Origin of the sequence: Variovorax sp. V213 (genome assembly GCF_041154455.1) — a bacterium.
GTDB lineage: Bacteria > Pseudomonadota > Gammaproteobacteria > Burkholderiales > Burkholderiaceae_C > Variovorax.
Window position 1 is genome coordinate 4,705,069 of record NZ_AP028664.1, and the last position, 25,435, is coordinate 4,730,503.

Consider the following 25,435-nt stretch of genomic DNA (forward strand, 5'->3'; position numbering starts at 1 on the left):
TCTCTTCTCGGTGGGGTTGCAAATGCTTGCACATTGTGCCGCCCCTCGCGCGCTTTACCCCTTTCCGCCCCAGAATTCGGGGCGTCCGTAGTGCGCCTTGAGGAAATCAAGCCACAGTCGCACCCGCAGCGGCAGGTGCTTGGTGCCGGTGAAGACCGCATAGATGCCGTTGGGCGGCGCGGCGAATTCGTCGAGCAGCGGCACCAGCAGGCCGGCATCGATCTCGGCCTCGACCTCCCAGGTGCTGCGCCACGCGATGCCGTGGCCGGCCAGGCACCAGTCGTGCAGCACCTGGCCGTCGGAACAGTCCAGCGGGCCTTCGGGCCGCAGGTAGATCAGTTCTTCGCCATCGTCTTCGGTCGGAAGGCGGAACGCCCAGCCGCGCGTTTGCGACGCATCGCTCGACAGCGTGAGGCAGGCGAAGCGCGAGAGCTCGCTCGGATGCCGCGGCATGCCGTGGCGGCGCACGAACTCCGGCGTGGCGACGCAGCGGCGGCGGTTGTCGGCCAGCCGCACGCTCACCAGCGACGAATCGGGCATGTCGCCCACGCGCACCGCGCAGTCGAAGCTCTCGCCGCGCACGTCGACCACGCGGTCGCTCAGATTGAGCGAGATCGTGACCTCGGGATGCAGCGCATGAAAGCGCGGCACCAGCGGCGCCACGTGGCGGCGGCCGAAGCCGGCCGGCGCCGTCACGCGCAGGTGGCCGCTGGCCTTGACGCCGCCGGCGCTCACGCTGGCCTCGGCGTTGGCGAATTCGGTCAAAAGGCGCTGGCAGTCCTCGAGAAAGGCGCTGCCTTCGTGCGTGAGCGTGATGCGCCGCGTGGTGCGCACCAGCAGCTTCACGCCCAGCCGCGCTTCGAGCGCATCGAGCCGCCTTCCCATGATGGCGGGCGCCACGCCCTCGGCCTTGGCCGCGGCCGTGAGACCGCCGCGGGTTGCCACCGAGACAAAAGATTCGAGTTGCTTCAGGCGGTCCATGGCGCCCGAACTATATCGCCCGGGGTTTCGCGCGGGTTCAGCGGGCGATGCCGGCCTGGCGCGCCTCGAAGGCGGCGATCTGCTCGTCGCCGTAGCCCACCTCCCTCAGCAGCTCGCCCGTGTGCTCGCCGATGCGCGGCGGCTGCAGGCGGATGCCGGGGCGCTCGCCGCCCAGCGTGAAGGGCATCAGCGGCACCTTGGCCATGTGGCCGTCGTTCATGCGCACCGGCGCAAGCCCGCCGGTGGCGTTGAGGTGCGGATCGTCGAACAGCTCTTGGGGCTTGGTGATGGGCGCGAAGGGCAGCTCGTTCTGCTCGAACACGGCGCTGAGCTCGGCCGCGCTGTGGTGGGCCAGGTGCGAGCGCAGGATCGGCATCATCCAGTCGCGCGCCAGCACGCGGTCGTTGTTGGTCTGGAGGCGCGGATCGGCCAGCATCTCTTCGAGGCCGAAGGCCTTGCAGAAGATGGTCCACTGCTTGTCGCTCACCGCGGCGAGGAAGATCTGCTCGCCGTCCTTCACGGTGAATACGTCGTACACCGCCCAGGCCGATATGCGGCTGGGCATCGGGTCGGCTGCCTTGCCCGTGGCGGCGAACTGCATCATGTGCTGGGCCACCAGGAACACGTTGTTCTCGAACAGCGCGGACTGCACCTCGCAGCCTTTGCCGGTGAGCTCGCGCTGGCGCAGCGCGGCCATCGCGCCGATGGCGCCGAACATGCCGCCCATGATGTCGTTCACGCTGGTGCCCGCGCGCAGCGGGTCGCCGGAGCGGCCGGTCATGTAGGCGAGGCCGCCCATCATCTGCACCACTTCGTCGAGCGCGGTGCGATGGTCGTACGGTCCGGGCAAAAAGCCCTTGTGGCTCACGTAGATGAGGCGCGGGTGGAGCTTGCGCAGCGTCTCATAGTCGAGCCCCAGCTTCTTCATGGTGCCGGGCTTGAAGTTCTCGCTCACGATGTCGGCCGTGGCGACGAGGCGCAGCGCAGCCTCCACGCCTTCGGACGATTTGAGGTCAAGCGCGATGCTCTTCTTGTTGCGGTTGAAGGTCGGGAAGAAGCCCGAACCCGAGCCGAGCAGGCGGCGCGTGCTGTCGCCCTCGAGGGGCTCGACCTTGATCACCTCGGCGCCGAGGTCCGCCAGCAGCAGGCCGCAGGTCGGGCCCATCACCATGTGGGTGAACTCGACGACGCGGATGCCGGCATACGGCAGGGCTTGGGATTCAGGCATGTGGGGTGGTTTCCTGTTGGACAAAGCCCTTGGGCAGGCCGGCTTCGGGCGTCATGCCGTAGACCGGTTCGCCGGGCAGGCCGGCGATGAGCGGCGCGCGCGCCGCGATGAGCCTTTCAATGTCGATGCCGGTGCGCACGCCCATGGCCTCGAACATGAAGACGAGATCTTCGGTCACGGCATTGCCCGAGGCGCCGGGCGCGTAGGGACAGCCGCCGAGGCCGCCGAGCGAGGCGTCGAAGGTGCGCACGCCCTCGTCCCACGCGGCAAGGCAGTTGGCAATGCCGAGGCCACGCGTGTTGTGCATGTGGGCGGCGCCGGCGTGCCGGCCGAGCTCGGCGCGCAACCGCTTGAAGAGCCGGCGCACCTGCGCGGGATTGGCATAGCCCACGGTGTCGGAAAGACCGGCTTCGTCGGCACCGGCCTCGATGCATTGCGCAGCCAGGCGGATCACGTCGTCTTCGGGCACCAGCCCCTGCAGCGTGCAGCCGAAGGCGGTGGAGATGCCGGCTTCGAGCTTCACCCGCGGCGCGATGGCGCGGCGCAGATCTGAAATGGCGCGTACCTCTTCGACCATTTCGGTCGGGGTCTTGCGCACGTTGGCCAGCGAATGCGCCACGCTGGCCGAGACCGGCATGGTGAGCTTGTGCACGCCGGCTTCGAGCGCGGCCTCTGCGCCCCTGCGGTTGGGCACCAGCGCCATCACCACGAGGCCGGGCAGCGTGACGGCGTGGCGCACCACCTCGGCGGCGTCGGCCATCTGCGGCAGCAGCTTCGCGGGCACGAAGGACGCGACCTCGATCTCGCGCACACCGGCGGCATGGAGCGCGTCGATCCAGCGCAGCTTGTCGGCCGTGGGCATGGTGGCCTTGACCGACTGCAGGCCGTCGCGCGGACCGACCTCGCTGATGAGGACATCGGGGGAAGTCATCGGGTGTGTTCCTTGGCACGATCGGGCATCGACCGCTTGACAGTTCTGTCTAATAGAATGATATTCCATTTAACAGAATTACACTGCCAATCGACTTTCACTGTCAAGTTGACGCCATGCCCCGCAAAGCCCAGACCGAATCGGTTTCCGACCGCGATGCCGCCCCCGGAGGCGCGGCCGCGGTCGACCGCGCGCTGAGCCTGCTTTCGGCCTTCAAGCCAGGCGACGAGGCGCTGTCGCTCGCGCAGTTCGCCGAGCGCACGCAGCTCTACAAGAGCACGGTGCTGCGCCTCCTGGCGTCGCTCGAACATGCGCGGCTGATCCGCCGGCAGGAGGATGGGCGCTATGCGCTGGGCGCGGAGGTCGCGCGCCTGCATGGCCTGTATGCGGCGTCGCTCTCGCTCGACCGCATCGTGCTGCCGGTGCTGCGGACGCTGGCCGCCGCCACGGGCGAGAGCGCGGCGTACCACGTGCGGCAGGACCAGGGCGCAAGCTGGGTGCGGCTGTGCCAGTTCCGCGTCGATTCATCTCACGTCGTGCGCGACCACGTGCGCGCGGGCGACCTGCTGCCCAACGACCGGGGTGCGGGGGCGCGCGTGCTGATCGCCTTCGGCCCGGAGGCCGGGCGGCCACGGGGCGGCAAGGAACGCAAGCTGTACGACACCATCCGCGCGCAGGGCTTCTGTGCATTGGTGGGCGACCGCACCGCCGAGCTGGCGGGAATTTCGGCGCCGGTATTCCATGCCGACGGCCGCCTGGCTGCGGCGCTCACGCTGACGATGCCCACGCACCGCTACGACGAGCGCCACATCGAGCCGGTGCGCATCGCGGCACGCGAACTCAGCGGAGTGATCTGACACCGGGATGCACGCGGGCTCGTGCAATTACCATCATTTTTGTCACTGATAAATCCCACTTTCGGTTCTTACTCGCCGGCAAAGTATCGAATAAAGTCACCCTATCGAAGACCTTGGGCAGATCGCATCGACGAAAGCAGCCAGCTCGATGTGCTCGCGTTCTTCTTCTGACAGACACCGTCCCCCAACTGATCCAGCATCCGAATTGCACCGCTTTCCAGGAGAAAAAACATGACCGCCCGCACCACCGCCCACGGACTCCAGGTTGCGACCGAGCTCCACCGCTTCATCGAAGACAAGGTCCTGCCTGCCAGCGGCGTGGCCAGCGGCGTCTTCTGGAAGGGCTTCGACGCCATCGTGCATGACCTCGCGCCGAAGAACGTCGCGCTGCTGGCCGAGCGCGACCGCCTGCAGACCGAGCTCGACGCCTGGCACAAGAAGAACCCCGGCCCGATCGCCGATATGCCGGCGTACCGCGCCTTCCTCGAGAAGATCGGCTACCTGCTGCCGCAGCCCAAGGGCGCGAAGGCCACCACGGCCAACGTCGATTCCGAGCTCGCCTTGCAGGCCGGCCCGCAGCTGGTGGTGCCGATCCTCAACGCCCGCTACGCGCTCAACGCCGCCAACGCACGCTGGGGCTCGCTGTACGACGCGCTCTATGGCACCGATGCGATTCCCGAAACCGATGGCGCCGAAAAAGGCAAGGGCTACAACCCCGTGCGCGGCGCCAAGGTCATCGAGTTCGCGCGCAAGGTGCTCGACCAGGCCGCGCCGCTGGCCAACGGCTCGCACAGGATGGCGACCGGCTACAGCGTGAAGGACGGGCAGCTGCACATCGCGCTGCAAAGCAGCAGCACCACGCTGCGGGATCCCGCCACCTTCGTGGGTTACCAGGGTGACGCGGCGTCGCCGTCGTCGGTGCTGCTGAAGCACAACGGCATCCACCTCGACATCCGCATCGACCGCAGCACGCCCATCGGCAAGACCGACGCGGCCGGCATCAGCGATGTCGTGCTCGAAGCCGCGCTCTCGACCATTCTCGACCTCGAGGACTCGGTGGCCGTGGTCGATGCGGCCGACAAGGTCGTCGCGTATTCGAACTGGCTCGGCATCGTGCAGGGCACGCTCACCGAAGAAGTCGCCAAGGGCGGCAAGACCTTCACGCGCGGCCTCAACCCGGACCGCGAATACACCGGCGCCGACGGCAAGCCGCTGAAGCTGCACGGCCGCTCGCTGATGTTCCTGCGCAATGTGGGCCACCTGATGACCAACCCGGCCGTGCTGTATGCGGACGGCAAGGAAATCCCCGAGGGCATTCTCGATGCCGTGGTGACCACCACCATCGCGATGATCGACCTGAAGCGCAAGGGCAACTCGCGCACCGGCAGCATCTACATCGTCAAGCCCAAGATGCATGGCCCGGCCGAAGTCGCCTTTGCCAGCGAGCTGTTCGGCCGCGTCGAGCAGCTGCTCGGCCTCGCCGCCAACACCGTGAAGCTCGGCATCATGGACGAGGAGCGCCGCACCAGCGTCAACCTCAAGGCCTGCATTGCCGAGGCCGCGGCGCGCGTGGCCTTCATCAACACCGGCTTCCTCGACCGAACCGGCGACGAGATGCACACCGCCATGCACGGCGGCCCGATGATCCGCAAGGGCGACATGAAGTCGAGCGCGTGGATCGGCGCCTACGAAAAGAACAACGTGCTGGTCGGCCTCTCGTGCGGCCTGCGCGGCAAGGCCCAGATCGGCAAGGGCATGTGGGCCATGCCCGACCTGATGGCCGCCATGCTCGAGCAGAAGATCGGCCACCCCAAGGCCGGCGCCAACACCGCCTGGGTGCCCTCGCCCACCGCCGCCACGCTGCATGCGCTGCACTACCACCAGGTCAGCGTCACGGCCGTGCAGCAGGAGCTCGAGAAGATCGACGCCGATGCCGAACGCGACAACATCCTGAACGCGCTGCTGCAGGTGCCCATCGCGGCCGACGCCAAGTGGACCGATGCCGAGAAGCAGCAGGAAATCGACAACAACGTGCAGGGCATCCTCGGCTACGTGGTGCGCTGGATCGACCAGGGCGTGGGCTGCTCCAAGGTGCCCGACATCCACAACGTGGGCCTGATGGAAGACCGCGCCACGCTGCGCATCTCCAGCCAGCACATCGCCAACTGGCTGCTGCACGGCGTGGTGACCAAGGCGCAGGTCGACGAGACCTTCCAGCGCATGGCGAAGGTGGTCGACGAGCAGAACGCGGGCGACCCGGTGTACCAGCCGATGGCCGGCCATTTCGACACCTCGGCCGCGTACAAGGCGGCGCAAGACCTGGTGTTCAAGGGCATCGCGCAGCCGAGCGGCTACACCGAGCCGCTGCTGCACGCATGGCGTTTGAAGGTCAAGGGCGAAGCCTGAAGCCGCTACGCCGATGACTGAATGAAAGCCGGGCTCCTGCAGCCCGGCTTTTTCATTTAGACGCCCGGTCGCCCAGACGAGCCCGCACCTCGCGGCGGCCGAGCTGCCGCTTGGCGGCCGCGTACACGTCGCTGCGCCCGTACATGCCGACGTGGGTGGGCAGGCCCGGCGCGGCACGCTGGGTTGCGCCACTGCGCGTGACGAGGCAGCGGCGCAGCACGTCGTAGCATTTTTCTTCCGGCGTCGCGCCGCCCGACCTTTCTGGAAACGCAGCGAGCGTGACCTCGAACCAGCAGCCGTCCAGGCGGTGCCACTGCGTGGCCTCGTCGATCACGTGATAGACCGCGTAGGGCGCGTCGCCCCGCCGCTCGGCCCAGCTGCCGTAGCGTGCCTTTTGCGCCCCACGCGCCGCGTGCAACCGACGGTTGGGCAGCAGGATGCCCGTGACCGGATGCACGAACAACTCGACGCGTGCAGCTTCGCCGAGCGGCACGCGGGCACCGCGCCCCCACCGGGATTCGCTCACCCACACCTCGCCGCCCCGCATCGCCGCGTCGCGCGCGACGAAATCGTCGATGTGCTCGAAGATGTGCGCCTGCACCGTGCTGCGGCGGTCGATGCCGCTGCACAGCTGCGCATACACCTTGTCCCACGGCCGGTGCACCTGCTTGTGCAGCCAGCGCTTCAGGGGTGCGAGGTTCTCGTTCAGCCACTTCGGATGGCCATAGCCCTGCGTCATGCCCAGGTGCGAACCGCGCTCCCTGCTGTTGCGCCACTTGCGCCCGTCGCCCTGCACACCGCCGCCGCGGCGCGGCCGCTCGACGATGACCTTGTCCATGTCTTCACGCATGGTCAGTCCTCCCGCCCGAGGCTGCGCGCTGCCTTCTGCAATGCGACCTTCTGGGCACGCCGCTCCGCGCGGTGCGTGCGCAGGTGGCGCCCCGCGCCCTGGCTCGATTCGCGGTGAGCCATCGCGGCCACCACGGGATTGCGCGGCGCCGCATTCGGCACCGAAAAGTAAAACCGGCCCAGGCGCTTCCGATCGTCGCGGGCCTTTCGTTGAGCACTCATGTGCACACACTCCAAAAACAAAAAGGCCCCGGCGAATGGCTGCGCGGGGCCTTTGTCGATGGGCCTCGGCGGATGCGTGGATGCACATCCGGCCGGGGCGGTCGGTGTGCGGGTCAGGTGTTCAGAAAACGGTTCATTGAATGGAGTTGTCGCCCGGGAGGTTGGTCGTCGCCAGGCGCGGATGGAAAACTGTTGCTGAAAAACGAAGGGCGGATTCTGGCGAGCACGCATTCGATGCGCAAGTGCCGCAAGCGCGGCTGTGGCGCAAAGCCCACGCGGCTTCGCGTGTGAATCCAATCGCGCATCCGCTCCGTATGGCTCTTGAGCGCATCGCGCTTCCGAACTGCCGGCGGTCGCCGCAGAGGTCTTTCAAGAACATTCTTACCAGGAGCCTTTCAATGAAAAAACTCGTGATTGCAGTGGGCGTTTCGGTCTTGCTCGGCGCTTGCGCGGGCGGCATGGGCATGAGCGGCAGCAACGCCACGTCGTCGAATCCGATGGTGGGCGGCGCCGCGATGGTCCCGACGAAAGACATCGTCGACAACGCCGTGAATTCGAAGGACCACACCACGCTGGTCGCCGCGGTGAAGGCCGCGGACCTGGTGAGCACGCTGAAGAGCCCCGGCCCGTTCACCGTCTTCGCGCCGACGAACGCGGCCTTTTCGGCACTGCCGGCCGGCACGGTCGACACCTTGCTCAAGCCCGAGAACAAGCCCACGCTCGCCAAGGTGCTGACCTACCACGTGGTGCCCGGCAAGATGGACGGCGCGGCCCTCATGAACGCCATCAAGGCAGGCGGCGGCAAGGCCATGCTGAAGACCGCGAGCGGCGGCATGCTGACCGCGACGATGAGCGGCAGCAACGTGATGGTGAGCGACGCCAAGGGCGGCACGGCGACGGTGACCATCGCCAACGTCTACCAGTCGAACGGCGTGATCCACGTGGTGGACAAGGTGCTGCTGCCGGGCTGACCGTTCTCGCGCAAGAGGCGCGCGGCGGGCTTGTCAGGCCCGCCGCGCCGCCTCGGCTTCTTCGCGCAGCCATTGCGCGAACTCCTGCGCGTCGCGGTTGCCCGCGGCGCGCCTCGAGGTTTCGATGAAGTAGCCGCGGTGCGAGGCCACGCCCTCGCCGAGCGGCGCCACGAGCCTGCCCTCCTGCACCAGCTCGCGCAGCAACGGCAGCCGGCCGATCACCACGCCCTGGCCCGCCACTGCAGCGGCCACCGCATCGGCGTACTGGGTGAAGCGCAGCGTGCTCTTCATGCGCAGGTCGTCGAGCCCCATCACCCGGAGCCAGGGCTCCCAGTCGATGGTAGGGGTCTCGCTGTGGTCGGGATATTCCACGGTCAGCAAGGTGAGCTTCGAAAAATCGGACAGCTCGCGCAGCGAGGCGGCGAGTTGCGGTGAGCACAGCGGGATCACCGACTCCTCGAACAGCGCCGGACCGATGCCGCGGCTGATCGGCACGAAGCGCACCGCCAGGTCGATGCGGCTGCTCTCCAGGTCGAGCACGTCGAGCGTGGCCGACACCCGCACGTCGACCTGCGGGTGGCTGCCGGTGAAACGCACCAGCCTCGGAATGAGCCAGAGCGATGCGAAGCCCGGCGTGGTGGTGATCGCCACCTGCCGCGGCGCGGAACTGGCACGCACGCGCGCCGTGGCATCGCGCAGGCGCTCCAGGCTGTCGGTCACGGCCCGCTGCATGACGCCGCCCGCCTCGGTGAGCGCCAGCGCGCGGTGGCGCCGCTCGAACAGCAGCACGCCCAGGCTGGCTTCGAGCTGCTGGATCTGGCGGCTCACGGCCGACTGGGTGAGGTGCAGTTCGCCGGCCGCCAGCGTGAAGCTCAGCCGGCGCGCCGCGGCCTCGAAACTGCGCAGCAGATCGAGTGGCGGGAGTTCGCCGGCCGGGGCTTTCACATTCTCTGAATGCATGCAACGAGTTCCAAATGACCGCGTGTAGGAGGGAGAACTACTCACTATATTCATTCGTATCACGAATGCAATGGAGCTTGCCATGAGCACCCGCCGGAACCTCTCTCCCCGTTTCCACGTCAGCCTGCCGACCCGTTCCATCTTTGCCGTGCCCGACGGCGCGGGCGTGGGCATCGAATGCCGCAGCGGCTCGGTGTGGGTCACGCTCGACCGCGACCCGCGCGACGTCGTGCTGGCGCCGGGCGAACGCTTCGAGGGCACCGAACACCGGCGCGTGCTGGTCTCCGCGCTGGAGGCTTCGTGCATCACCGTCTCGGATGCGCAGCCCGCGGCCATGCCGCTGCCCGTGCCGGCAGGCCGCCGGTCGCCTTGGCGACTGCTGCCTCTGGGGTTGTCCCCGGCTTGACCTGAAGACCCCCGGCATCGAACCTCGATGCCATGGACTTTCCACGCACCGAACGCCGCCGTCCCGACGGGCGGCTTTTTTGCATTGGGCGTCCGGTTCACGCTGTTTTCTTTTCGAGAAGGACATGACCATGGCAGAGGCATACATCGTCGCCGCGGCACGCACGGCCGGCGGCCGGCGCGGCGGCAAGCTCGCGGGCTGGCATCCGGCCGACCTGGCGGCGCAGGTGATCGACGCATTGGTGGCGAAGAGCGGCATCGACCCGGCAGCGGTGGAGGACGTGATCCTCGGCTGTGTGAGCCAGGTCGGCGAGCAGGCGACCAACGTCGCGCGCAATGCGGTGCTGGCGTCGAGGCTGCCCGAATCGGTGCCGGGCACCTCGGTCGACCGGCAATGCGGCTCGTCGCAGCAGGCGCTGCACTTCGCGGCGCAGGCCGTGATGTCGGGCAGCATGGACGCGGTGATTGCGGGCGGCGTCGAAAGCATGACGCGCGTGCCGATGTTCACGCCCAACGCGCTGCCGGCCAAGGCGGGCCTGGGCACCTACATGAGCCCGGCCATGAAGAAGCGCTATCCGGGCGTGGAGTTCAGCCAGTTCACGGGCGCGGAGATGATCGCCAGGAACCACGGCATCGAGAAGGACGCGCTCGACCGCTATGCGCTCGAAAGCCACCGCCGCGCGGTGGCCGCGAGCCGCGAGGGCGCCTTCCATGAGGAGATCGTGCCTATCGAGATCCTCTCGGCCGACGGCACGGGCACGGGCGAGCAGCACACGGTGGATGAAGGCATCCGCTTCGACGCCACGCTCGAAGGCATCGCGGGCGTCAAGCTGATCGCCGAGGGCGGACGCTGCACCGCGGCCACCGCGAGCCAGATCTGCGACGGCGCGAGCGGCGTGCTGGTGGTGAACGAACGCGGCCTGAAGGCGCTGGGCGTGAAGCCGCTGGCGCGCATCCACCACATGAGCGTGATGGGGCATGACCCGGTGATCATGCTGGAAGCACCGCTGCCCGCCACGCTGCATGCGCTGAAAAAGGCCGGCATGCGCATCCAGGACATCGACCTCTATGAAGTGAACGAAGCCTTCGCGCCCGTGCCGATCGCGTGGCTGGAGGCGCTGGAGGCCGATCCGGCGCGGCTCAACGTGAACGGCGGCGCCATTGCGCTCGGCCATCCGCTGGGCGCCTCGGGCACCAAGCTCATGACCACGCTGATCCATGCACTGGGCCGGCGCGGCAAGCGCTACGGCCTGCAGACGATGTGCGAAGGCGGCGGCATGGCCAACGTCACCATCGTGGAAAGGCTGTGATGAACGCGCAACAGCCCTACGTGCTTTACGAATTGGCCGACGGCATCGCCACGCTCACGCTGAACCTGCCAGCCAAGCTGAATCCGATCGCACGCGAACTGCAGATTGAACTGCGCGACGCGCTGGAGCGCATCCGCGATGACCGCGCGGTGCGCGCCGTGATCCTGACCGGTGCCGGCAAGGCCTTTTGCGTGGGCGCCGACTTGAGCGCGATGGCGACCGGAGACGAAGGCAAGTCGCTCGGAACGCAGACGGCGGAGTGGATGCAGTCGCTCAGCAATCCGCTGATCGAGACGCTGCGCACGCTGCCCGTGCCGGTGGTGGCCGCGGTCAACGGCGCCGCGGCGGGGGCGGGCGTCGGATTGGCGCTTGCGGCCGACGTGACGATTGCGGCGCGCAGCGCGTACTTCTACCTGCCCTTCCTGCCCAAGCTCGGCATCGTGCCGGACCTGGGCTGCACCTGGGCCATTCCGCGCCGGGCCGGCAAGGCGCGCGCCATGGGCATGGCGCTGCTCGACGAGCGCCTGAGCGCTGCGCGCGCGGTGCAATGGGGCCTGATCTGGGCCTGCGCCGACGACGAACAGCTGCTCGACGAAGCGCGCGCGATTGCGCAGCGGCTCGCCCGCCTGCCGGCGCATGCGGTGCTCGAAGCGCGCGAAGCCTTCGAAGCCTCCGAACGGCACACGCTGGCCGAACAGCTGCACTACGAAAGCGAACGCCAGCGCGAGCTGATCGACCGCCCCACCTTTCGAGAAGGCGTGAGCGCCTTTCTGCAGAAGCGCCCGCCCGTTTTCGAGGGCCGGTGACACCATGACGCTGATCGAACGCACGCTCTTCGGCGCCGACCACGAGGCCTTTCGCGACAGCTTCCGCCGCTTCATGGACAAGGAGATCGCGCCCTTCCACGAGGCATGGGAAGAGCAAGGCTACGTGGACCGCGCCGTATGGTCGAAGGCTGGCGAGAACGGCTTTCTCTGCATGGCGCTGCCCGAAGAATATGGCGGCGCGGGCGCCGACCTGCTCTATTCGGTGATCCAGTTCGAAGAACTCTGGGCGCGCGGCTTCACGGGCATCGGCTTCGGGCTGCACAGCGAGATCGTGGCGCCGTACATCCTGCGCTACGGCACCGAGGAACAGAAGCGGCGCCATCTGCCCAGGCTCGCGAGCGGCGAGATGGTCGGCGCCATCGCCATGAGCGAGCCCGGCGCAGGCAGCGACCTGCAGGCGGTCAAGACCAGTGCGTTGAGGCAGCCCGACGGCAGCTACCTGCTCAATGGCAGCAAGACCTTCATCACCAACGGGTGGCACGCCGACCTGGTGATCGTGGTGGCCAAGACCGATCCGGCCGCTGGCGCGAAAGGCACCAGCCTGTTCCTGGTCGAGCGCGGCACGCCGGGTTTCGAAAAGGGCAAGCGGCTCAAGAAACTGGGGCTGAAGGCGCAGGACACTTCCGAGCTGTTCTTCAACGATGTGCGGCTGCCGGCCGACGCCCTGCTCGGCGATGCCGCGCAGCTGAACCGCGGCTTCGTCTGCCTGATGGAGCAGCTGCCGTGGGAGCGGCTGCAGATCGCGATCAGCGCGGTGGCCGCCTCGCAGGCCGCCATCGACCAGACCGTGGCCTATGTGAAAGACCGCAAGGTGTTCGGCCAGCCGGTCGGCAACTACCAGAACACCCGCTACACGCTGGCCGAACTGCAGACCGAAGTGCAGGTGGCGCAGGTGTTCGTCGACAAGTGCATCGAACTGCTGATAGCCGAAAAGCTCGATACCGCCACCGCCAGCATGGCCAAGTACTGGACCACCGACCTGCAGTGCAAGGTGATGGACGAGTGCGTGCAGCTGCACGGCGGCTACGGCTTCATGTGGGAGTACCCGATCACGCGCGCGTACGCCGACGCGCGGGTGCAGCGCATCTATGGCGGCACCAACGAGATCATGAAGGAAGTGATCACGCGCTCGATGGGCCTGGGCGGGCGCTGAGACAGAGGGGCACTGGCGCCCGGCGAAGGGCTGCGGGAGAATGGCCGCATGCCCATCCTCAACGCCTTCTACGCCCAGTCGGGCGGCGTCACCTCGGTCATCAACGCGTCGGCCTGCGGCGTGATCGAGACGGCACGAAAACACCCGGACCGCATCGGCCAGCTCTACGCCGGGCGCAACGGCATCATCGGCGCGCTGACCGAGGACCTGATCGACACCGGCGCCGAACCGGCCGAAGCCATTGCCGCGCTGCGCTCCACGCCTTCGGGCGCCTTCGGCTCGTGCCGCTACAAGCTCAAGTCGCTCGAAAAGAACCGGCGCGAATACGAGCGGCTCATCGAGGTGTTCAAGGCGCACGGCATCGGCTACTTCTTCTACAACGGCGGTGGCGATTCGGCCGACACCTGCTTCAAGGTGAGCCAGCTGTCGCAGTCGCTCGGCTATCCGCTGCAGGCCATCCACGTGCCCAAGACCATCGACAACGACCTGCCGCTGACCGATTGCTGCCCGGGCTTCGGCTCGGTCGCCAAGTACGTGGCGGTGTCCACGCTCGAAGCCTCGTTCGACGTGCGCTCGATGGCGGCCACCTCCACCAAGGTGTTCGTGCTCGAGGTGATGGGGCGGCATGCGGGCTGGATTGCGGCGGCGGGCGGGCTGGCGGCGGACCACGGCATTCCGGTGGTGGTGCTGTTTCCCGAGATCGAATTCGACAAGGCCCGCTTTCTCGCGCGGGTCGACGAGCTGGTGAAGCAGCACGGCTACTGCTCGGTGGTGGTGTCCGAAGGCTGCCATTACCCCGACGGCACCTTCCTGGCCGAACAGGGCACGCGCGACGCTTTCGGCCATGCGCAGCTCGGCGGCGCGGCGCCGGTGGTGGCGCAGATGGTCAAGGATGCACTGGGCCACAAGTTCCACTGGGCGGTGGCCGACTACCTTCAGCGTGCGGCTCGGCACATTGCCTCGGCCACCGACGTGCGGCAGGCCTACGAGCTGGGGCAGCGTGCGGTCGAGCTCGCGCTCGAAGGCCGCAACGCGGTGATGCCGACCATCGAACGCACCTCCGATGCGCCCTATACCTACCGCATTGGCAGTGCGCCGCTCGACGCGGTGGCCAACGTCGAGAAGCCGATGCCGCGCGACTTCATCTCGGACGACGGCTACGGCATCACCGACAAGTGCAGGCTCTACCTGCTTCCGCTGATCGAGGGCGAGGATTACCCCGCCTACCGCAACGGACTGCCGGTGTACGCAACCTTGCGAAACGTTGCCGTGGCAAAGAAGCTTCCGGCCTTCGAGCTCGCCTGATGCGCACGGTGCCCGCCCTCGACACGATCGACGCCACGCGCTGTCCGCTGTGCGGCGACGAGAACCGCTGCGCGATGGAAGTCGCGCGCGAAACCGGCCAGCCGCAACCGCCGTGCTGGTGCATGGCGACCGACTTCCGCAATGCGCCGCTCGCGTCGCTGCCGGAAGCATCGCGCGGTAAGGCCTGCATCTGCGCCCGCTGCGCCGAGGGAACGCCCGCCGCCGCGCCTCAGGACTGAGCGGAGCTCTGCTGCTGGCCCTGGGCCTGCACCTGTGACTGCGTTTGTGACTGTGCCGGCGCGGACGCCGGAGGCTCGGAGTGCGGCGGCAGCGGCACATCCGGCGCGGCCGCTGCCGATGGCGTGGTGTCGCGTTGCTGCGTGACCACGCAATGGATGAACTGGAGTTTGCCCACGGCGGTGCGCGGCAGCACGAAGGGGTAGTAGTCGGGCTGCCCCATGCTGCGCGAGAGTTCGTTGAGCACGTTGGTGAGCAGCACCCAGCCGTTGAGAAACTCCAAAAACTTGGTGGCGCCGGGGTGCTCCGGACGCCACAGGTCTTCCGTGGTGAACAGGTCGCTCGCGAGTTCCACGTTGGTGGCGTCCACGCCAAAGCTCATGGCCGTGTCGGTGGTGTCGGCCATGTGCAGGTAATGGGCCCAGGTTTCGGCCCAGTCTTCCCACGGATGCATGCTCGCGTAGCTGCTCACGAAGCGGTTGGACCAGTCGGGCGGGGGGCCCTGTTCGTAGTGCGTCTGCAGTGCGGCGGCGTAGTCGGCGCGCTCGTCGCCGAAGAGCGCGCGAAACTCGTCGAGCCAGGGCGTGGGATGCACCAGCAGGTCCCAGTAGTAATGGCCGATCTCATGGCGGAAATGGCCGAGCAGCGTGCGGTAGGGCTCGCGCATTTCGGCCCGGATGCGTTCGCGCACCGCGTCCTCGGCCTCTTCGGCGTTGAGGGTGATCACGCCGTGTTCATGCCCCGTCATCACGTGCGGGGCGCCCGGCATGTTGCCGAGAAAGTCGAAAGCCAGGCCGTGCACCGGATCGGCATGGCGGCTGACCACCGGCAGCCCGAGCGCCAGAAGCTGCGAGATGAGCCTGCGTTTCGCATGCTCGAGCTTGCGCCAGAGTTCGCCGTTCCTTTCCACCGAAAGATCGGGAATGGTGCGGGTGACGCTGCACGATAGGCAAAAGCCGGGCGCGAGGCCGTCGGTGTTGAACGAAGGGTCGTCGCCTTCGCGCGGCGCCGGCACCATCCAGTTGCAGCTGGCGGCGGTCAGGAGGTTGGCGCAGCGGCGGTACCTCTTGCCCTCCGGATTGCCGAACACGGTGAAGGTATCGGGCTCTGCGCCTTGGCCTTGGCCCTCGCTCTCCCCCTCGCCCGCGCCCTCTGTCTGGGCTCCGGCCTCGCCCTGGACCGGCGACAGCGGCACCACCCCGAGCCGGTCGATCACATATCCGAGCGGCGTGCGGCAGGCCAGGCATTGGCTGTTGCGCAGGAACACCGGGCGGCCGCACTGGCAGCGGTAGGCGCGGCTGACGGTCGGCGCCGCAAGCTCGGACGCGAGGTTGGGTGCCCCGACCGGATCGGAGGCATCGGCTGGGGCGCCGGATTGAAGGTTCATGTCGTTGTTCTGAGGGGCAAGGCGGGACAGCGGATGCATTGTGGAGCGGCCGGGCGCATGCCTGGCCGCGCAAAGCCCGATATGCTTGTAGGACGACGGACCCGCATCCAGGCCGGGCCGCCGTCTCATGACCCCCACTCCCCCGCCAGAAGCCGCACTACCGGCCCCGCCCACCCTTGGAACGATGCGCGAACGCTACGGCCCGCGCTACCGCTGGTACCTGCTGCTTTCGGTCATGGTGGGGGTGATGGCGTCGATCATGTCCTCGACCATCGTCAACGTGGCGATCCCCGGCATGAGCCACCATTTCTCGCTCGGCCAGGAACGGGCGCAATGGGTGAGCTCGGGCTTCATGGTGGCCATGACCGTCTCGATGCTGACCACGCCCTGGCTGCTGTCGCGCTACGGCTACCGGCGCACCTATGCGGGCACCATGGTGCTGCTGCTCGCGGGCGGCATTGCGGGCGGCCTGGCCAACAACTTCTCGCTGGTGCTGCTGGCGCGCGTGGCCGAAGGGCTGGCGGCGGGCGTGGTGCAGCCCATTCCGGCCATCATCATCCTGCGGGCCTTCGAGCCGCATGAACAGGGGCGCGCCAGCGGCATCTTCGGCATGGGCGTGGTGCTGGCGCCGGCCATCGGCCCGAGCATCGGCGGCGTGCTGGTCGACCTGTTCGGCTGGCGCTCGATCTTCTTCATGGTGGTGCCCTTCTGCCTGGCCTCGCTCTGGCTGGCCTACAAGTTCGTGCCCACCACGGCGCCCGGCGGCGTGGCGGCAACGCGCGGCAATGGGCTCGACTGGCGCGGCCTGGCGCTGGGCACCGTGGGCACCCTCTGCCTGTTGAACGGGCTGGTCGAACTGCGTGGCGATTCACCGATCCAGGCTGCCCTGCTGCTGGCCGGCGCGGTGCTGGCTTTTGCCGGCTTCGTCTGGTGGCAGCGCCGGCTCGCGTCCGCCGGCGGCGAACCGCTGATGAACCTGGGGCTCTTCCAGTACCGGCAGTTCGCCATGGGCAGCGTGGTCGCCTTCATCTACGGCACGGCGCTGTTCGGCTCGACCTACCTGCTGCCCGTGTACATGCAGGTCGGGCTGCAGCTGTCGGCCTCGCACGTGGGCACCATCCTGCTGCCCGCGGGCATCGTGCTGGCCGTGACCATTGCCGGCGTAGGCCGCTTGGCCGACCGGCAGCCGACGTGGATGCTGGTGAGCATCGGGCTGATGCTGCTGGCGACTTCCTTCGCGCTGATGATGGTGCTCCGGCTCGACAGCGCGCTCTGGCTGCTGGTGGCGTTTGCCATCATCGGCCGCATCGGGCTCGGCTTCATCCTGCCTTCGCTCAACCTCGGCTCGATGCGGCCGCTCGCCAAGCCGCTGATCCCGCAGGGCGCCAGCGCCATCAACTTTCTGCGCATGCTGGGCGGCGCGGCCGGGGTCAGCCTGTGCGCCATCGTGCTCGAGTGGCGCCTGGCGGCGCATGGCGATTCGCTGGCCAATGCCGCAACCAGCCCCGCGCGGCTGGCGGCCTTCGACGAGGTGTTTGCCATGCTGGCCGGGCTGTGCGCCCTGGCCATCTGCGCGGCGTGGCAACTGCGCCGCCCGCCGCCATAAGGGAAACCACCAAGTAGTACCTAAGCATCCATCGTTTCTAATTGTGAGAATTTGTTAGTTAATGATGGGGATGGGTCTTTGATGCAACGCAGAAATTTTGTCGCCTCGACGGCGGTTTTCGCAGCGGGCCTGGCCCGTCTCTCGTCCGCGCAGGCCGCCGAGGCGGGGGTGACCGACACCGAAATCGTGCTCGGCAGTTCGGCCGTCCTGAGCGGACCGCTCGGTTCGCAGATCAAGGTGGTGCACAACGGCGCCGCACTGGCCTTCGATGCCGTCAACGAACAAGGCGGCGTGGGCGGACGCAAGATCAAGCTGGTGGCGCTGGACGACGAACTGAAGCCCGAGAAAGCGCTGGAAAACTACGGCAAGCTGCTGAACGACCATCGCGTGTTCGCATTCTTCGGCTGCGTGGGTTCTGGCACCACGGCCGCCGCGGCCAAGCTGTTGCAGCAAAGCGGCGCACCCAGCGTCGGCGGCTACGGCGTGGGCGACAGCGCCCGCGAGCGCGTGGCGGGCTCGGCGTACTTCGTGCGCGCCAGCAATGCACGCGAGGCGCAGGCGCTGGTCGAGCATCTGGTCACCATCGGCGTGAACAAGCTCGCGATTGTCCACCTGGACAACCCCGGCGGCACCGAGGCGGTCAAGCTGATCGAGGCGGCCATGGCCACCCACAAGCTCGCGCCCACGGCCACGGTGTCGGTCAAGGGCGACGGCTCGACCTCGGCCGCCGCCGGCAAGGCACTGGCGGACGCCCGGCCCCAGGCCGTGCTGATGTACCTGGCCGGCACGGTGGCAGGCGAGGTGATCAAGTCCACCTACGAGTCCGGCAGCAAGCCGATGTTCTATGGCATGTCGATCGTGCCGGGCGAGGTCACGGCCAAGGTGGTGCAACTGCAGGCCAGCGGCCTGGCCATCTCGCAGGTCATGCCCTATCCCTGGGGCGAGGTCGAAGTGGTGACACGCGACTATCGCCGGCTGGCCGAACGCGCGCAGGTGCCGGTGGGCTACGGCAGCTTCGAGGGCTACCTCAACGGCCTGGTGATGATCGAGGCGCTCAAGCGCACCGGCCGCGACCTGACGCGCGCCCGCCTGCATGCCACGCTGCGCGCGTTCAAGCTGCGCCTGGCCGGCATGGACATCGATTTCTCGACCGGCGCCACCACCGGCTCGCGCTTCATCGAAATGGTGCGCGTCACGCCCGAAGGCCGCTTCGTGCGCTGAGCGGGTGGCCGGGTTCGCCGGGCGGCTGGCACACGCGCTTTAATAGCGTCATGTGCCAACTGCTTGGAATGAACTGCAACACGCCCACGGACGTGACCTTCAGCTTTACGGGGTTCGCCCAGCGTGGGGGCCGCACCGACCACCACGCCGACGGCTGGGGCATCGCGTTCTTCGAGGACCGGGGGCTGCGCCACTTCGTCGACCACATGCCGGCGAGCGAGTCGCCGGTGGCCGAGCTGATCCGGCGCTACCCCATCCAGAGCCGCAACGTCATTGCGCATATCCGCAAGGCGACGCAGGGCGCCATCAACCTGCAGAACTGCCACCCCTTCGTGCGCGAGCTGTGGGGCCGCTACTGGGTATTTGCCCACAACGGCGACCTGAAGGACTTTCGTCCGCGCCTGCACGGCAACTTCCACCCGGTGGGCAACACCGACAGCGAGCACGCCTTCTGCTGGCTGATGCAGGAACTGGCCAAGTCGCATGTGGGCGTGCCCAGCATCGAGGAGCTCACGCTCACGCTGCGCGAACTGGCACCGCAGCTTGCGGGCCACGGCACCTTCAACTTCATGCTGTCGAACGGCCAGGCGCTCTGGGCCCACGCTTCGACCCACCTCTGGTATGTGGAGCGCCGCCATCCGTTCGTGACGGCGCAGCTGTCCGACGAAGACCTGGAGATCGATTTTGCCCAGCACACCACGCCCAACGACCGCGTGGCGGTGGTCGTGACCGCGCCGCTCACCACCAACGAAAGCTGGACCGCTTTCGCGCCCGGCGAATTGCACGTGTTCGTGGACGGCCAGCTGGCGCCGTTCTGAACCGAGCCGGAGTTTCAGGCCCCGGACAGGTGCGCCTCGAGCGCATCGATGAACATCGCCGGCACGTCGAAGCCGGTCTGTTCGGTGATCTCCTGGAAGCAGGTCGGGCTGGTCACGTTGATCTCGGTCACGCAGTCGCCGATCACGTCGAGCCCGATCAGGAGCAGGCCGCGCGGCGCGAGGGCCCGGCCCACGGTTTCCGCGATCTCGCGGTTGCGCGCGGTGAGCGGCTGCGCCACGCCCTTGCCACCAGCGGCGAGGTTGCCGCGCACTTCGGAGCCCTGCGGAATGCGCGCCAGCACGAACGGCGCCGGTTCGCCCGCGATGATCAAAATGCGCTTGTCGCCCTGCACGATGTCGGGCACGAAGCGCTGCACCATGATGGTTTCGGCGCCGTTCTTGTTGAGCGTCTCGACGATGGAGCCGAGGTTCAGCCCGTCCTGCCGGACGCGGAAAATGCCCATGCCGCCCATGCCGTCGAGCGGCTTCAGGATGATGTCGCCGTGCTCGGCGTGGAAGTCGCGCACGGCCTGGGCGCTGCGCGTGACCAGCGTGGGCGTGGTGAACTGCGGAAACTCCATGATTGCGAGCTTCTCGGGATGGTCGCGCAGCGAGCGCGGCTTGTTGACCACGCGCGCGCCTTCGCGCTCGGCCTGTTCGAGCAGGTGGGTGGCGTAGATGTACTCGGCGTCGAAGGGCGGGTCCTTGCGCATCAGCACCGCGTCGAAGTCTTTCAGCGCCTTCGATTCGCGGATGTCCTCGCGGTACCAGGCCTTGCTGTCTCCGGTGAGCGTGATCTGCTGCACATTGGCCGTCACCACGCCGCCCGACACCCACTGCAGGTCTTCCGGCAGGCAGGCCGCGATGCGGTGCCCGCGGCGCTGCGCCTCGCGCATCATCGAGAACGTGGTGTCCTTGTAGATCTTGAAGTGGTCGAGCGGATCGGCGACGAAGAGAATGTTTTTCATCTGGGAGTCTTTCCGGCGCCGGGTGCGGCCGCCATGTTGATGTCTGGCGCGATGTTGCCGGAAGCGGCGATGCCCTTGCCGGCGGAGGCCTTTGTGCGCCCGACCTGCTGCACCGCGAGTGCCAGCGCGCCGGCCACCACGCCCCAGAAGGCCGAGCCGATGCCCGCGATGGCCACGCCCGAGAGCGTGACCAGGAAGGTGATGATCGCGGCCTCGCGGTGCGGCTCGTCGCGCAGCGCCGCGGCCAACCCGCCGCCGATGGTGCCGAGCAGCGCCAGGCCGGCGATGGCGGCGACCAGCTCCTTCGGAAAGGCCGTGAGCAGCCCGGTCACGGCCGCGCCGAACAGGCCGATCACCACGTAGATGGCGCCGCAGCTCACGGCCGCCGTGTAGCGGCGCGCCGGGTCTTCATGCGCCTCGCGGCCCATGCAGATGGCGGCGGTGATCGCGCTCAGGTTCAAGGCAAAGGCGCCGAAAGGCGCGAGCGCCAGCGTCGCAAGCCCGCTGATGGTGATGAGCTTGCTGATGGGCAAGTCGCCATAGCCCGCGGCGCGGATCGCGGCCACGCCCGGCAGGTTCTGCGACGCCATGGTCACGATGAAGAGCGGCAAGGCCAGGCTGACGATGGCCTGCCAGCTGAACACCGGCATGCTGAACACGGGCCAGGTGAGCGAGAAGTGCACCGCCGACCAGGCGAGCTCGCCGCGCGACGCCACGAAGACGATGCCGGCCAGCAAGGTGAGCGGCACCGCATAGCGCGGCAGCAGCCGCTTTACGACCAGATAGGTGCCGAGCATCAGCAGCACCAGCGGCAGCGCCGTCTTTGCGGCCATGAACGCCTCGAGCCCGAAACGTGCGAGCACCCCGGCCAGCAGGGCGGAAGCAAGGGCCATCGGGATCTTGTTCATCACGCGCTCGAACCAGCCCGTGGCTCCGGCCAGCACGATCAGCGCGGCGCAGACGATGAAGGCTCCCACCGCCTCGCCCATGCCGTAGCCCATTCCCGCAACGCCCAGCACCGCGGCGCCCGGAGTGCTCCAGGCGAACATCACAGGCTTGCGCCACCACAGCGAAGAAAGCACCGAGGTGAGGCCCATGCCGATACCCAGCGCCCACATCCACGAGGCCGCCACTTCCGGCGTGGCGCCGAAGGCCTGGGCGGCATGGAACACGATGGCCACCGAGCTCGTGAAGCCCACGAGCACCGCGACAAAGCCTGCGGTGAAGGCCGAGAGGCTCAGATCCTTGAAAAAATGCATCGGGCGATTGTGCCGGGGCCGACGGGACCGCAGCGCCGGCCATTCGGCGCAGGATTTGCTATGGCACCCTCATGCCTTCCGCCATGCACTGCCGTGGCCCCCATGCTGGAGAACCCATGGATACGCCTGCCTCGCGCGCTGCGCCCACATTGCCGGTCCCTTCCACGCCCGCCGAAGTGGTCGACGAATTCCTTCGCCTGGTGATGATTCCCGACCCGCCATCGGCCTCGCGCTTCACTGCGCCAGGCATCCGCATCCGCTTCACCGGGAACCGCGAAATGCATGCGCCCGGCGACACCTCGGTCTTCAATGCAAAGCGCTACGCATGGGTGAAGAAGAAGATCGAACGCACGGAGGTGGTGGCCGGCGGCACGCCCGAGGAAACAGTGGTCTACAGCCTCGGCACGCTCTACGGTGCCTGGCCCGACGGCACCGCCTTCGAGGGCAACCGCTATGTCGACCGCTACGTGGTGCGCCACGGGCTCATCACCCAGATGGACGTGTGGAACGACAGCGCCGAATGGCTGCTGGTGCGCGCCGGGCTGGCGGTGCTGTGAGGCACGGCACATGACGGCACGCTGGCCCGACCTGCTGCCCACGCACGGCCGCTTCGACTACAGCCCCATCACGCGGCGGCCCGACTACGCATGGCCGAACGGCACACGGCTGGCTGTGTACCTGGGCTTCAACATCGAGCATTTCGCGTTCGGCGACGGCTTGGGCGCATGCATCGGCCCGGCCTCGCCCCAGCCCGACGTGCTGAACCACGGCTGGCGCGAATACGGCAACCGGGTGGGCGCGTGGCGCTGCCTCGAGCTGTTCGATGCGCTGGCGCTGCCGACGGGCGCGCTCATCAACACCGCGCTGTACGACCATTGCCCGGAACTGGTGCAGGCCTGCGTCGCACGCGGCGACGAACTGATCGGCCACGGCCACAGCAACGCGGAACGCCAGGGCGCATGGGACGAAGCGCAAGAGCGCGCGCTGCTCCTGCGTTGCCGCGAACGCATGCAGAAAGAAAGCGGCCAGGTGCCTGCCGGATGGTTGTCGCCATGGATATCGGAAAGCGCGGTCACGTCCGACCTGCTGGCCGAAACCGGCTACGGCTACACGCTCAACTGGTGCCATGACGACCAGCCGGTGCGCATGCGCACACGGGGTGGCGGCTCGATCTGGTCGGTCCCCTATCCGCAGGAGCTCAACGACATTCCGATGGTCGTGGGCCGCTTGATGGACGCGAAGGACTTCAGCGCGATGGTGGTCGACAACTTCGACGAGATGCTCGAGCAGTCACGCGCGCAGCCGCTGGTGATGGGGCTCGCGTTGCATCCCTACATCGTGGGCCAGCCTTACCGTCTGCGCCATCTGCGCACGGCGCTCGCGCACATCGCGCGTGCCCGCGATCGCGGCGACATCTGGGTCACCACGCCGGGCGCCATCGCATCGCACATGCAGCAGCTGGCGGCGGATCGGCCCGCCGACTTTGCATGAGGAATGCGGTACGCCCGAACACGGCGGCGGCACAACCCTCAGATCTCGATCTTCGACCCGAGCTCGACCACGGCGTTGTTCGGCAACCCGAGGAATGCCGCCGCGCCGCTCGCGTTGTGGTGCATCTGCGCGAACAGCTTTTCGCGCCACGGCGCCATGCCGCTGCCCAGCGTGGGAATGACGACGTCGCGCGAGAGGAAGTAGCTCGTCGTCATCGGCTCCAGCTGGCAGCCGCGCATGCGTGCGTTGTCGAGGGCACGCGGCAGGTCGACGTCGTTCTTGAAGCCGTAGTGCACCATGACCTGCCAGCAATGGTGGCCGAGCGCCTCGATCTCGATGCGCTTGTTCATCGGGATCCAGGGCACTTCGTGGTTGCGCACCGTGACGAAGAGGTTCTGCTCGTGCAGCACCTTGTTGTGCTTCAGGTTGTGCAGCAGCGCATTGGGCACCACGCCCGGTTCGGCGGTGAGGAACACCGCGGTGCCGTCCACGCGCGCGGGCGGGTTCTCGAACACCGAATCGAGGAAGGCCTGCAGTTCGATGGCATCGGCGCGCTGCACCTCGCCCATCAGGCGACGGCCTTCTTTCCAGGTGATCATCAGTGTGAACACGGCGCCGCCGATCAGCAGCGGGAACCAGCCGCCCTCGAACAGTTTGAGCAGGTTCGAGGCGAAGAACAGGAAGTCGACCACGAAGAAGGCCGCGGTCGATGCAATGCACAGCGCCAGCGGCAGCTTCCAGGCGTAGCGGATCACGAAGAAGGTCAGCACCGTGGTGATGAGCATGTCGGTGGTCACCGCGATGCCGTACGCGGCGGCCAGGCTGCTCGACGAGCGGAACATGACGACCGCGAGCACGATGGCCACGAACAGGCCCCAGTTGACCAGCGGAATGTAGATCTGGCCCGCCGTGCGCACGCTGGTGTGCTCGATGTTCAGGCGCGGCAGGTAGCCCAACTGGATGACCTGGCGCGTGACGCTGAAGGCGCCGGTGATCAGCGCCTGGGAGGCGATGACCGTGGCCGCCGTGGCCAGCAGCACCAGCGGAACGAGCGCCCATTCGGGCGCCATCATGAAGAAGGGGTTCTTCACGGCCTCGGGGTTCTCGAGCAGCAACGCGCCCTGGCCGAAGTAGTTGAGCGTGAGCGCCGGCATCACGACCGTGAACCAGGCCACGCGGATCGGCCGCTTGCCGAAATGCCCCAGGTCGGCATACAGCGCCTCGGCACCCGTCACGCACAGCACCGTGGCGCCCAGCAGGATGAAGCTGGTGCCCGGGTTCTGCCACATGAACTTCAGCGCGAACCAGGGGTTCAGCGCCTTGAGGATTTCAGGGTGGTGGACGATCTGCGACACGCCGAGCACCGCAATCGCCAGGAACCACGCCAGGGTGATGGGCCCGAAGAACTTGCCGATGCCCGCGGTGCCGCGCTTTTGCACCACGAAGAGGCAGAACAGCACCACCAGCGTGACCGGCACCACGTAGTGCTTGAAATGGGGCGATATCACTTCGAGGCCTTCGACCGCGGAAAGCACCGAAATCGCCGGCGTGATGACGCCATCGCCATAGAACAGCGAAGTACCGAAGATGCCGACCAGCAGCAGCACATGGCGCAGCTTGGGCTTGTCGGCCACCGCCCGCGAGGCCAGCGCGAGCATGGCGACCAGGCCGCCCTCGCCTTCATTGTCGGCCCGCAGCACCAGCACCACGTACTTGATCGACACGATGACGGTGAGCGTCCAGAAGAACATCGAAAGGATGCCGTAGACGTTTTCGACAGTGAACGGCACGTGGCCGTGGCCGAACACTTCCTTGACGGCATACAGCACGCTGGTGCCGATGTCGCCGTAGACGACACCGATGGCGCCGATGATCAAGGCGGCGGCGGAAGTAGATTTGGGAGGTGACACGAAGTCGATGGGAAAAAGGGCAGGCTGCACGCGCGTAACCGAACGTCACGCGCACCGGAATGCGGCAGCGGTGGAATCAATCTCCAGTCGCCGCGCACATCCCTTCCGCCCTTTTGTTTCCTTTGCTGTGGGG

The 25,435-nt window shown here is 67.5% G+C and carries 24 protein-coding genes; 14 read left to right on the plus strand and 10 right to left on the minus strand.

The features are described from left to right. Positions 1-54: 54 nt before the first annotated feature. From ACAM55_RS22250 to ACAM55_RS22260, 3 genes are read right to left on the minus strand one after another with little or no spacing between them, the layout of a single operon-like run. Positions 55-981 (minus strand): LysR family transcriptional regulator, encoded by a 927-nt coding sequence (locus ACAM55_RS22250; protein WP_369653602.1) that lies wholly within the window; start codon positions 979-981, stop codon positions 55-57. Positions 982-1,018: 37 nt separating this feature from the next. Beyond that, positions 1,019-2,209, minus strand: coding sequence for a CaiB/BaiF CoA transferase family protein (locus ACAM55_RS22255; protein ID WP_369653603.1), 1,191 nt, complete (start codon positions 2,207-2,209; stop codon positions 1,019-1,021). Next, positions 2,202-3,140, minus strand: coding sequence for a hydroxymethylglutaryl-CoA lyase (locus ACAM55_RS22260; protein ID WP_369653604.1), 939 nt, complete (start codon positions 3,138-3,140; stop codon positions 2,202-2,204). The genes ACAM55_RS22255 and ACAM55_RS22260 overlap by 8 nt, the downstream gene beginning before the upstream one ends. 116 nt (positions 3,141-3,256) lie before the next feature. Here ACAM55_RS22260 and ACAM55_RS22265 point away from each other — a divergent pair, with 116 nt between their 5' ends. Together ACAM55_RS22265 and ACAM55_RS22270 are read left to right on the plus strand one after the other, a co-directional pair. After that, positions 3,257-3,997: an IclR family transcriptional regulator gene (locus tag ACAM55_RS22265; RefSeq protein ID WP_369653605.1), complete on the plus strand. Its 741-nt coding sequence runs from the start codon at positions 3,257-3,259 to the stop codon at positions 3,995-3,997. 231 nt (positions 3,998-4,228) lie between these two features. Next, positions 4,229-6,403 (plus strand): malate synthase G, encoded by a 2,175-nt coding sequence (locus tag ACAM55_RS22270; RefSeq protein WP_369653606.1) that lies wholly within the window; start codon positions 4,229-4,231, stop codon positions 6,401-6,403. 52 nt (positions 6,404-6,455) lie between these two features. Here the strand turns inward: ACAM55_RS22270 and ACAM55_RS22275 are convergent, their stop codons facing one another. Together ACAM55_RS22275 and ACAM55_RS22280 are read right to left on the minus strand one after the other, a co-directional pair. Then, the gene (locus ACAM55_RS22275; RefSeq protein ID WP_369653607.1) at positions 6,456-7,253 is read right to left on the minus strand and encodes a hypothetical protein; all 798 of its coding nucleotides are present in this window, start codon (positions 7,251-7,253) and stop codon (positions 6,456-6,458) included. A 2-nt stretch (positions 7,254-7,255) separates the two neighbouring features. After that, complete coding sequence (locus ACAM55_RS22280) at positions 7,256-7,474, minus strand: hypothetical protein (protein ID WP_369653608.1); 219 nt, start codon at positions 7,472-7,474, stop codon at positions 7,256-7,258. A 458-nt stretch (positions 7,475-7,932) separates the two neighbouring features. On the opposite strand from ACAM55_RS22280, the gene ACAM55_RS22285 reads away from it, so the two are divergent. Next, positions 7,933-8,445: a fasciclin domain-containing protein gene (locus tag ACAM55_RS22285; RefSeq protein ID WP_369656457.1), complete on the plus strand. Its 513-nt coding sequence runs from the start codon at positions 7,933-7,935 to the stop codon at positions 8,443-8,445. Between the two features lie 33 nt (positions 8,446-8,478). Here ACAM55_RS22285 and ACAM55_RS22290 read toward each other — a convergent pair whose 3' ends face one another. Then, complete coding sequence (locus ACAM55_RS22290) at positions 8,479-9,405, minus strand: LysR substrate-binding domain-containing protein (protein WP_369653609.1); 927 nt, start codon at positions 9,403-9,405, stop codon at positions 8,479-8,481. A gap of 82 nt (positions 9,406-9,487) precedes the next feature. Between ACAM55_RS22290 and ACAM55_RS22295 the strand changes: the two genes are divergently transcribed. The 6 genes from ACAM55_RS22295 (at position 9,488) to ACAM55_RS22320 (ending at position 14,644) form a co-directional block, all read left to right on the plus strand. Continuing rightward, positions 9,488-9,811, plus strand: coding sequence for a DUF2917 domain-containing protein (locus ACAM55_RS22295; protein WP_369653610.1), 324 nt, complete (start codon positions 9,488-9,490; stop codon positions 9,809-9,811). 130 nt (positions 9,812-9,941) lie between these two features. Beyond that, positions 9,942-11,120, plus strand: a complete 1,179-nt coding sequence (locus tag ACAM55_RS22300) for an acetyl-CoA C-acetyltransferase (RefSeq protein ID WP_369653611.1) — start codon at positions 9,942-9,944, stop codon at positions 11,118-11,120. Beyond that, complete coding sequence (locus ACAM55_RS22305; RefSeq protein ID WP_369653612.1) at positions 11,120-11,926, plus strand: enoyl-CoA hydratase-related protein; 807 nt, start codon at positions 11,120-11,122, stop codon at positions 11,924-11,926. Before ACAM55_RS22300 ends, ACAM55_RS22305 begins: the two co-directional genes overlap by 1 nt. Before the next feature lie 10 nt (positions 11,927-11,936). Further along, positions 11,937-13,100: an acyl-CoA dehydrogenase family protein gene (locus ACAM55_RS22310; RefSeq protein WP_369656458.1), complete on the plus strand. Its 1,164-nt coding sequence runs from the start codon at positions 11,937-11,939 to the stop codon at positions 13,098-13,100. A gap of 48 nt (positions 13,101-13,148) precedes the next feature. Then, on the plus strand, positions 13,149-14,405 hold the full coding sequence (locus ACAM55_RS22315) for a 6-phosphofructokinase (RefSeq protein WP_369653613.1): 1,257 nt from the start codon (positions 13,149-13,151) through the stop codon (positions 14,403-14,405). Then, complete coding sequence (locus tag ACAM55_RS22320) at positions 14,405-14,644, plus strand: cysteine-rich CWC family protein (protein ID WP_369653614.1); 240 nt, start codon at positions 14,405-14,407, stop codon at positions 14,642-14,644. The genes ACAM55_RS22315 and ACAM55_RS22320 overlap by 1 nt, the downstream gene beginning before the upstream one ends. Here the strand turns inward: ACAM55_RS22320 and ACAM55_RS22325 are convergent. Further along, a complete protein-coding gene (locus ACAM55_RS22325) occupies positions 14,635-16,029 on the minus strand; it encodes a putative zinc-binding metallopeptidase (RefSeq protein WP_369653615.1) in 1,395 nt (464 codons plus the stop codon). The two genes, ACAM55_RS22320 and ACAM55_RS22325, sit on opposite strands and share 10 nt — an antisense overlap. A 127-nt stretch (positions 16,030-16,156) precedes the next feature. Between ACAM55_RS22325 and ACAM55_RS22330 the strand changes: the two genes are divergently transcribed. The 3 genes from ACAM55_RS22330 (at position 16,157) to ACAM55_RS22340 (ending at position 19,674) form a co-directional block, all read left to right on the plus strand. After that, positions 16,157-17,635 carry a DHA2 family efflux MFS transporter permease subunit gene (locus ACAM55_RS22330; RefSeq protein WP_369653616.1) on the plus strand — a complete coding sequence of 493 codons (1,479 nt, stop codon included), beginning with the start codon at positions 16,157-16,159 and terminating at the stop codon, positions 17,633-17,635. Positions 17,636-17,716: 81 nt separating this feature from the next. After that, entirely contained in the window at positions 17,717-18,856 is a 1,140-nt protein-coding gene (locus ACAM55_RS22335; RefSeq protein ID WP_369653617.1) for an ABC transporter substrate-binding protein, read from the plus strand. Positions 18,857-18,906: 50 nt separating this feature from the next. Then, complete coding sequence (locus ACAM55_RS22340) at positions 18,907-19,674, plus strand: class II glutamine amidotransferase (protein WP_369653618.1); 768 nt, start codon at positions 18,907-18,909, stop codon at positions 19,672-19,674. Between the two features lie 14 nt (positions 19,675-19,688). Here ACAM55_RS22340 and gshB read toward each other — a convergent pair whose 3' ends face one another. Further along, positions 19,689-20,642, minus strand: a complete 954-nt coding sequence (gene gshB / locus ACAM55_RS22345; protein WP_369653619.1) for a glutathione synthase — start codon at positions 20,640-20,642, stop codon at positions 19,689-19,691. After that, positions 20,639-21,901 (minus strand): benzoate/H(+) symporter BenE family transporter, encoded by a 1,263-nt coding sequence (locus tag ACAM55_RS22350; protein ID WP_369653620.1) that lies wholly within the window; start codon positions 21,899-21,901, stop codon positions 20,639-20,641. Before ACAM55_RS22350 ends, gshB begins: the two co-directional genes overlap by 4 nt. A 116-nt stretch (positions 21,902-22,017) precedes the next feature. Here ACAM55_RS22350 and ACAM55_RS22355 point away from each other — a divergent pair, with 116 nt between their 5' ends. Beyond that, the gene (locus ACAM55_RS22355; protein ID WP_369653621.1) at positions 22,018-22,458 is read left to right on the plus strand and encodes a nuclear transport factor 2 family protein; all 441 of its coding nucleotides are present in this window, start codon (positions 22,018-22,020) and stop codon (positions 22,456-22,458) included. 10 nt (positions 22,459-22,468) lie between these two features. Further along, the gene (locus tag ACAM55_RS22360; RefSeq protein ID WP_369653622.1) at positions 22,469-23,392 is read left to right on the plus strand and encodes a polysaccharide deacetylase family protein; all 924 of its coding nucleotides are present in this window, start codon (positions 22,469-22,471) and stop codon (positions 23,390-23,392) included. A gap of 38 nt (positions 23,393-23,430) precedes the next feature. Here ACAM55_RS22360 and ACAM55_RS22365 read toward each other — a convergent pair whose 3' ends face one another. Then, positions 23,431-25,302, minus strand: a complete 1,872-nt coding sequence (locus ACAM55_RS22365; RefSeq protein ID WP_369653623.1) for a potassium transporter Kup — start codon at positions 25,300-25,302, stop codon at positions 23,431-23,433. Positions 25,303-25,435 lie beyond the last annotated feature (133 nt).

Bases quoted from the DNA above. Each gene is read 5' to 3' on its own strand.
- ACAM55_RS22250 (WP_369653602.1), bottom strand. From the start codon at position 981: ATGGACCGCCTGAAGCAACTCGAATCTTTTGTCTCGGTGGCAACCCGC.
- ACAM55_RS22255 (WP_369653603.1), bottom strand. From the start codon at position 2,209: ATGCCTGAATCCCAAGCCCTGCCGTATGCCGGCATCCGCGTCGTCGAG.
- ACAM55_RS22260 (WP_369653604.1), bottom strand. From the start codon at position 3,140: ATGACTTCCCCCGATGTCCTCATCAGCGAGGTCGGTCCGCGCGACGGC.
- ACAM55_RS22265 (WP_369653605.1), top strand. From the start codon at position 3,257: ATGCCCCGCAAAGCCCAGACCGAATCGGTTTCCGACCGCGATGCCGCC.
- ACAM55_RS22270 (WP_369653606.1), top strand. From the start codon at position 4,229: ATGACCGCCCGCACCACCGCCCACGGACTCCAGGTTGCGACCGAGCTC.
- ACAM55_RS22275 (WP_369653607.1), bottom strand. From the start codon at position 7,253: ATGCGTGAAGACATGGACAAGGTCATCGTCGAGCGGCCGCGCCGCGGC.
- ACAM55_RS22280 (WP_369653608.1), bottom strand. From the start codon at position 7,474: ATGAGTGCTCAACGAAAGGCCCGCGACGATCGGAAGCGCCTGGGCCGG.
- ACAM55_RS22285 (WP_369656457.1), top strand. From the start codon at position 7,933: ATGGGCATGAGCGGCAGCAACGCCACGTCGTCGAATCCGATGGTGGGC.
- ACAM55_RS22290 (WP_369653609.1), bottom strand. From the start codon at position 9,405: ATGCATTCAGAGAATGTGAAAGCCCCGGCCGGCGAACTCCCGCCACTC.
- ACAM55_RS22295 (WP_369653610.1), top strand. From the start codon at position 9,488: ATGAGCACCCGCCGGAACCTCTCTCCCCGTTTCCACGTCAGCCTGCCG.
- ACAM55_RS22300 (WP_369653611.1), top strand. From the start codon at position 9,942: ATGGCAGAGGCATACATCGTCGCCGCGGCACGCACGGCCGGCGGCCGG.
- ACAM55_RS22305 (WP_369653612.1), top strand. From the start codon at position 11,120: ATGAACGCGCAACAGCCCTACGTGCTTTACGAATTGGCCGACGGCATC.
- ACAM55_RS22315 (WP_369653613.1), top strand. From the start codon at position 13,149: ATGCCCATCCTCAACGCCTTCTACGCCCAGTCGGGCGGCGTCACCTCG.
- ACAM55_RS22320 (WP_369653614.1), top strand. From the start codon at position 14,405: ATGCGCACGGTGCCCGCCCTCGACACGATCGACGCCACGCGCTGTCCG.
- ACAM55_RS22325 (WP_369653615.1), bottom strand. From the start codon at position 16,029: ATGAACCTTCAATCCGGCGCCCCAGCCGATGCCTCCGATCCGGTCGGG.
- ACAM55_RS22330 (WP_369653616.1), top strand. From the start codon at position 16,157: ATGACCCCCACTCCCCCGCCAGAAGCCGCACTACCGGCCCCGCCCACC.
- ACAM55_RS22335 (WP_369653617.1), top strand. From the start codon at position 17,717: ATGCAACGCAGAAATTTTGTCGCCTCGACGGCGGTTTTCGCAGCGGGC.
- ACAM55_RS22340 (WP_369653618.1), top strand. From the start codon at position 18,907: ATGTGCCAACTGCTTGGAATGAACTGCAACACGCCCACGGACGTGACC.
- gshB (WP_369653619.1), bottom strand. From the start codon at position 20,642: ATGAAAAACATTCTCTTCGTCGCCGATCCGCTCGACCACTTCAAGATC.
- ACAM55_RS22350 (WP_369653620.1), bottom strand. From the start codon at position 21,901: ATGCATTTTTTCAAGGATCTGAGCCTCTCGGCCTTCACCGCAGGCTTT.
- ACAM55_RS22355 (WP_369653621.1), top strand. From the start codon at position 22,018: ATGGATACGCCTGCCTCGCGCGCTGCGCCCACATTGCCGGTCCCTTCC.
- ACAM55_RS22360 (WP_369653622.1), top strand. From the start codon at position 22,469: ATGACGGCACGCTGGCCCGACCTGCTGCCCACGCACGGCCGCTTCGAC.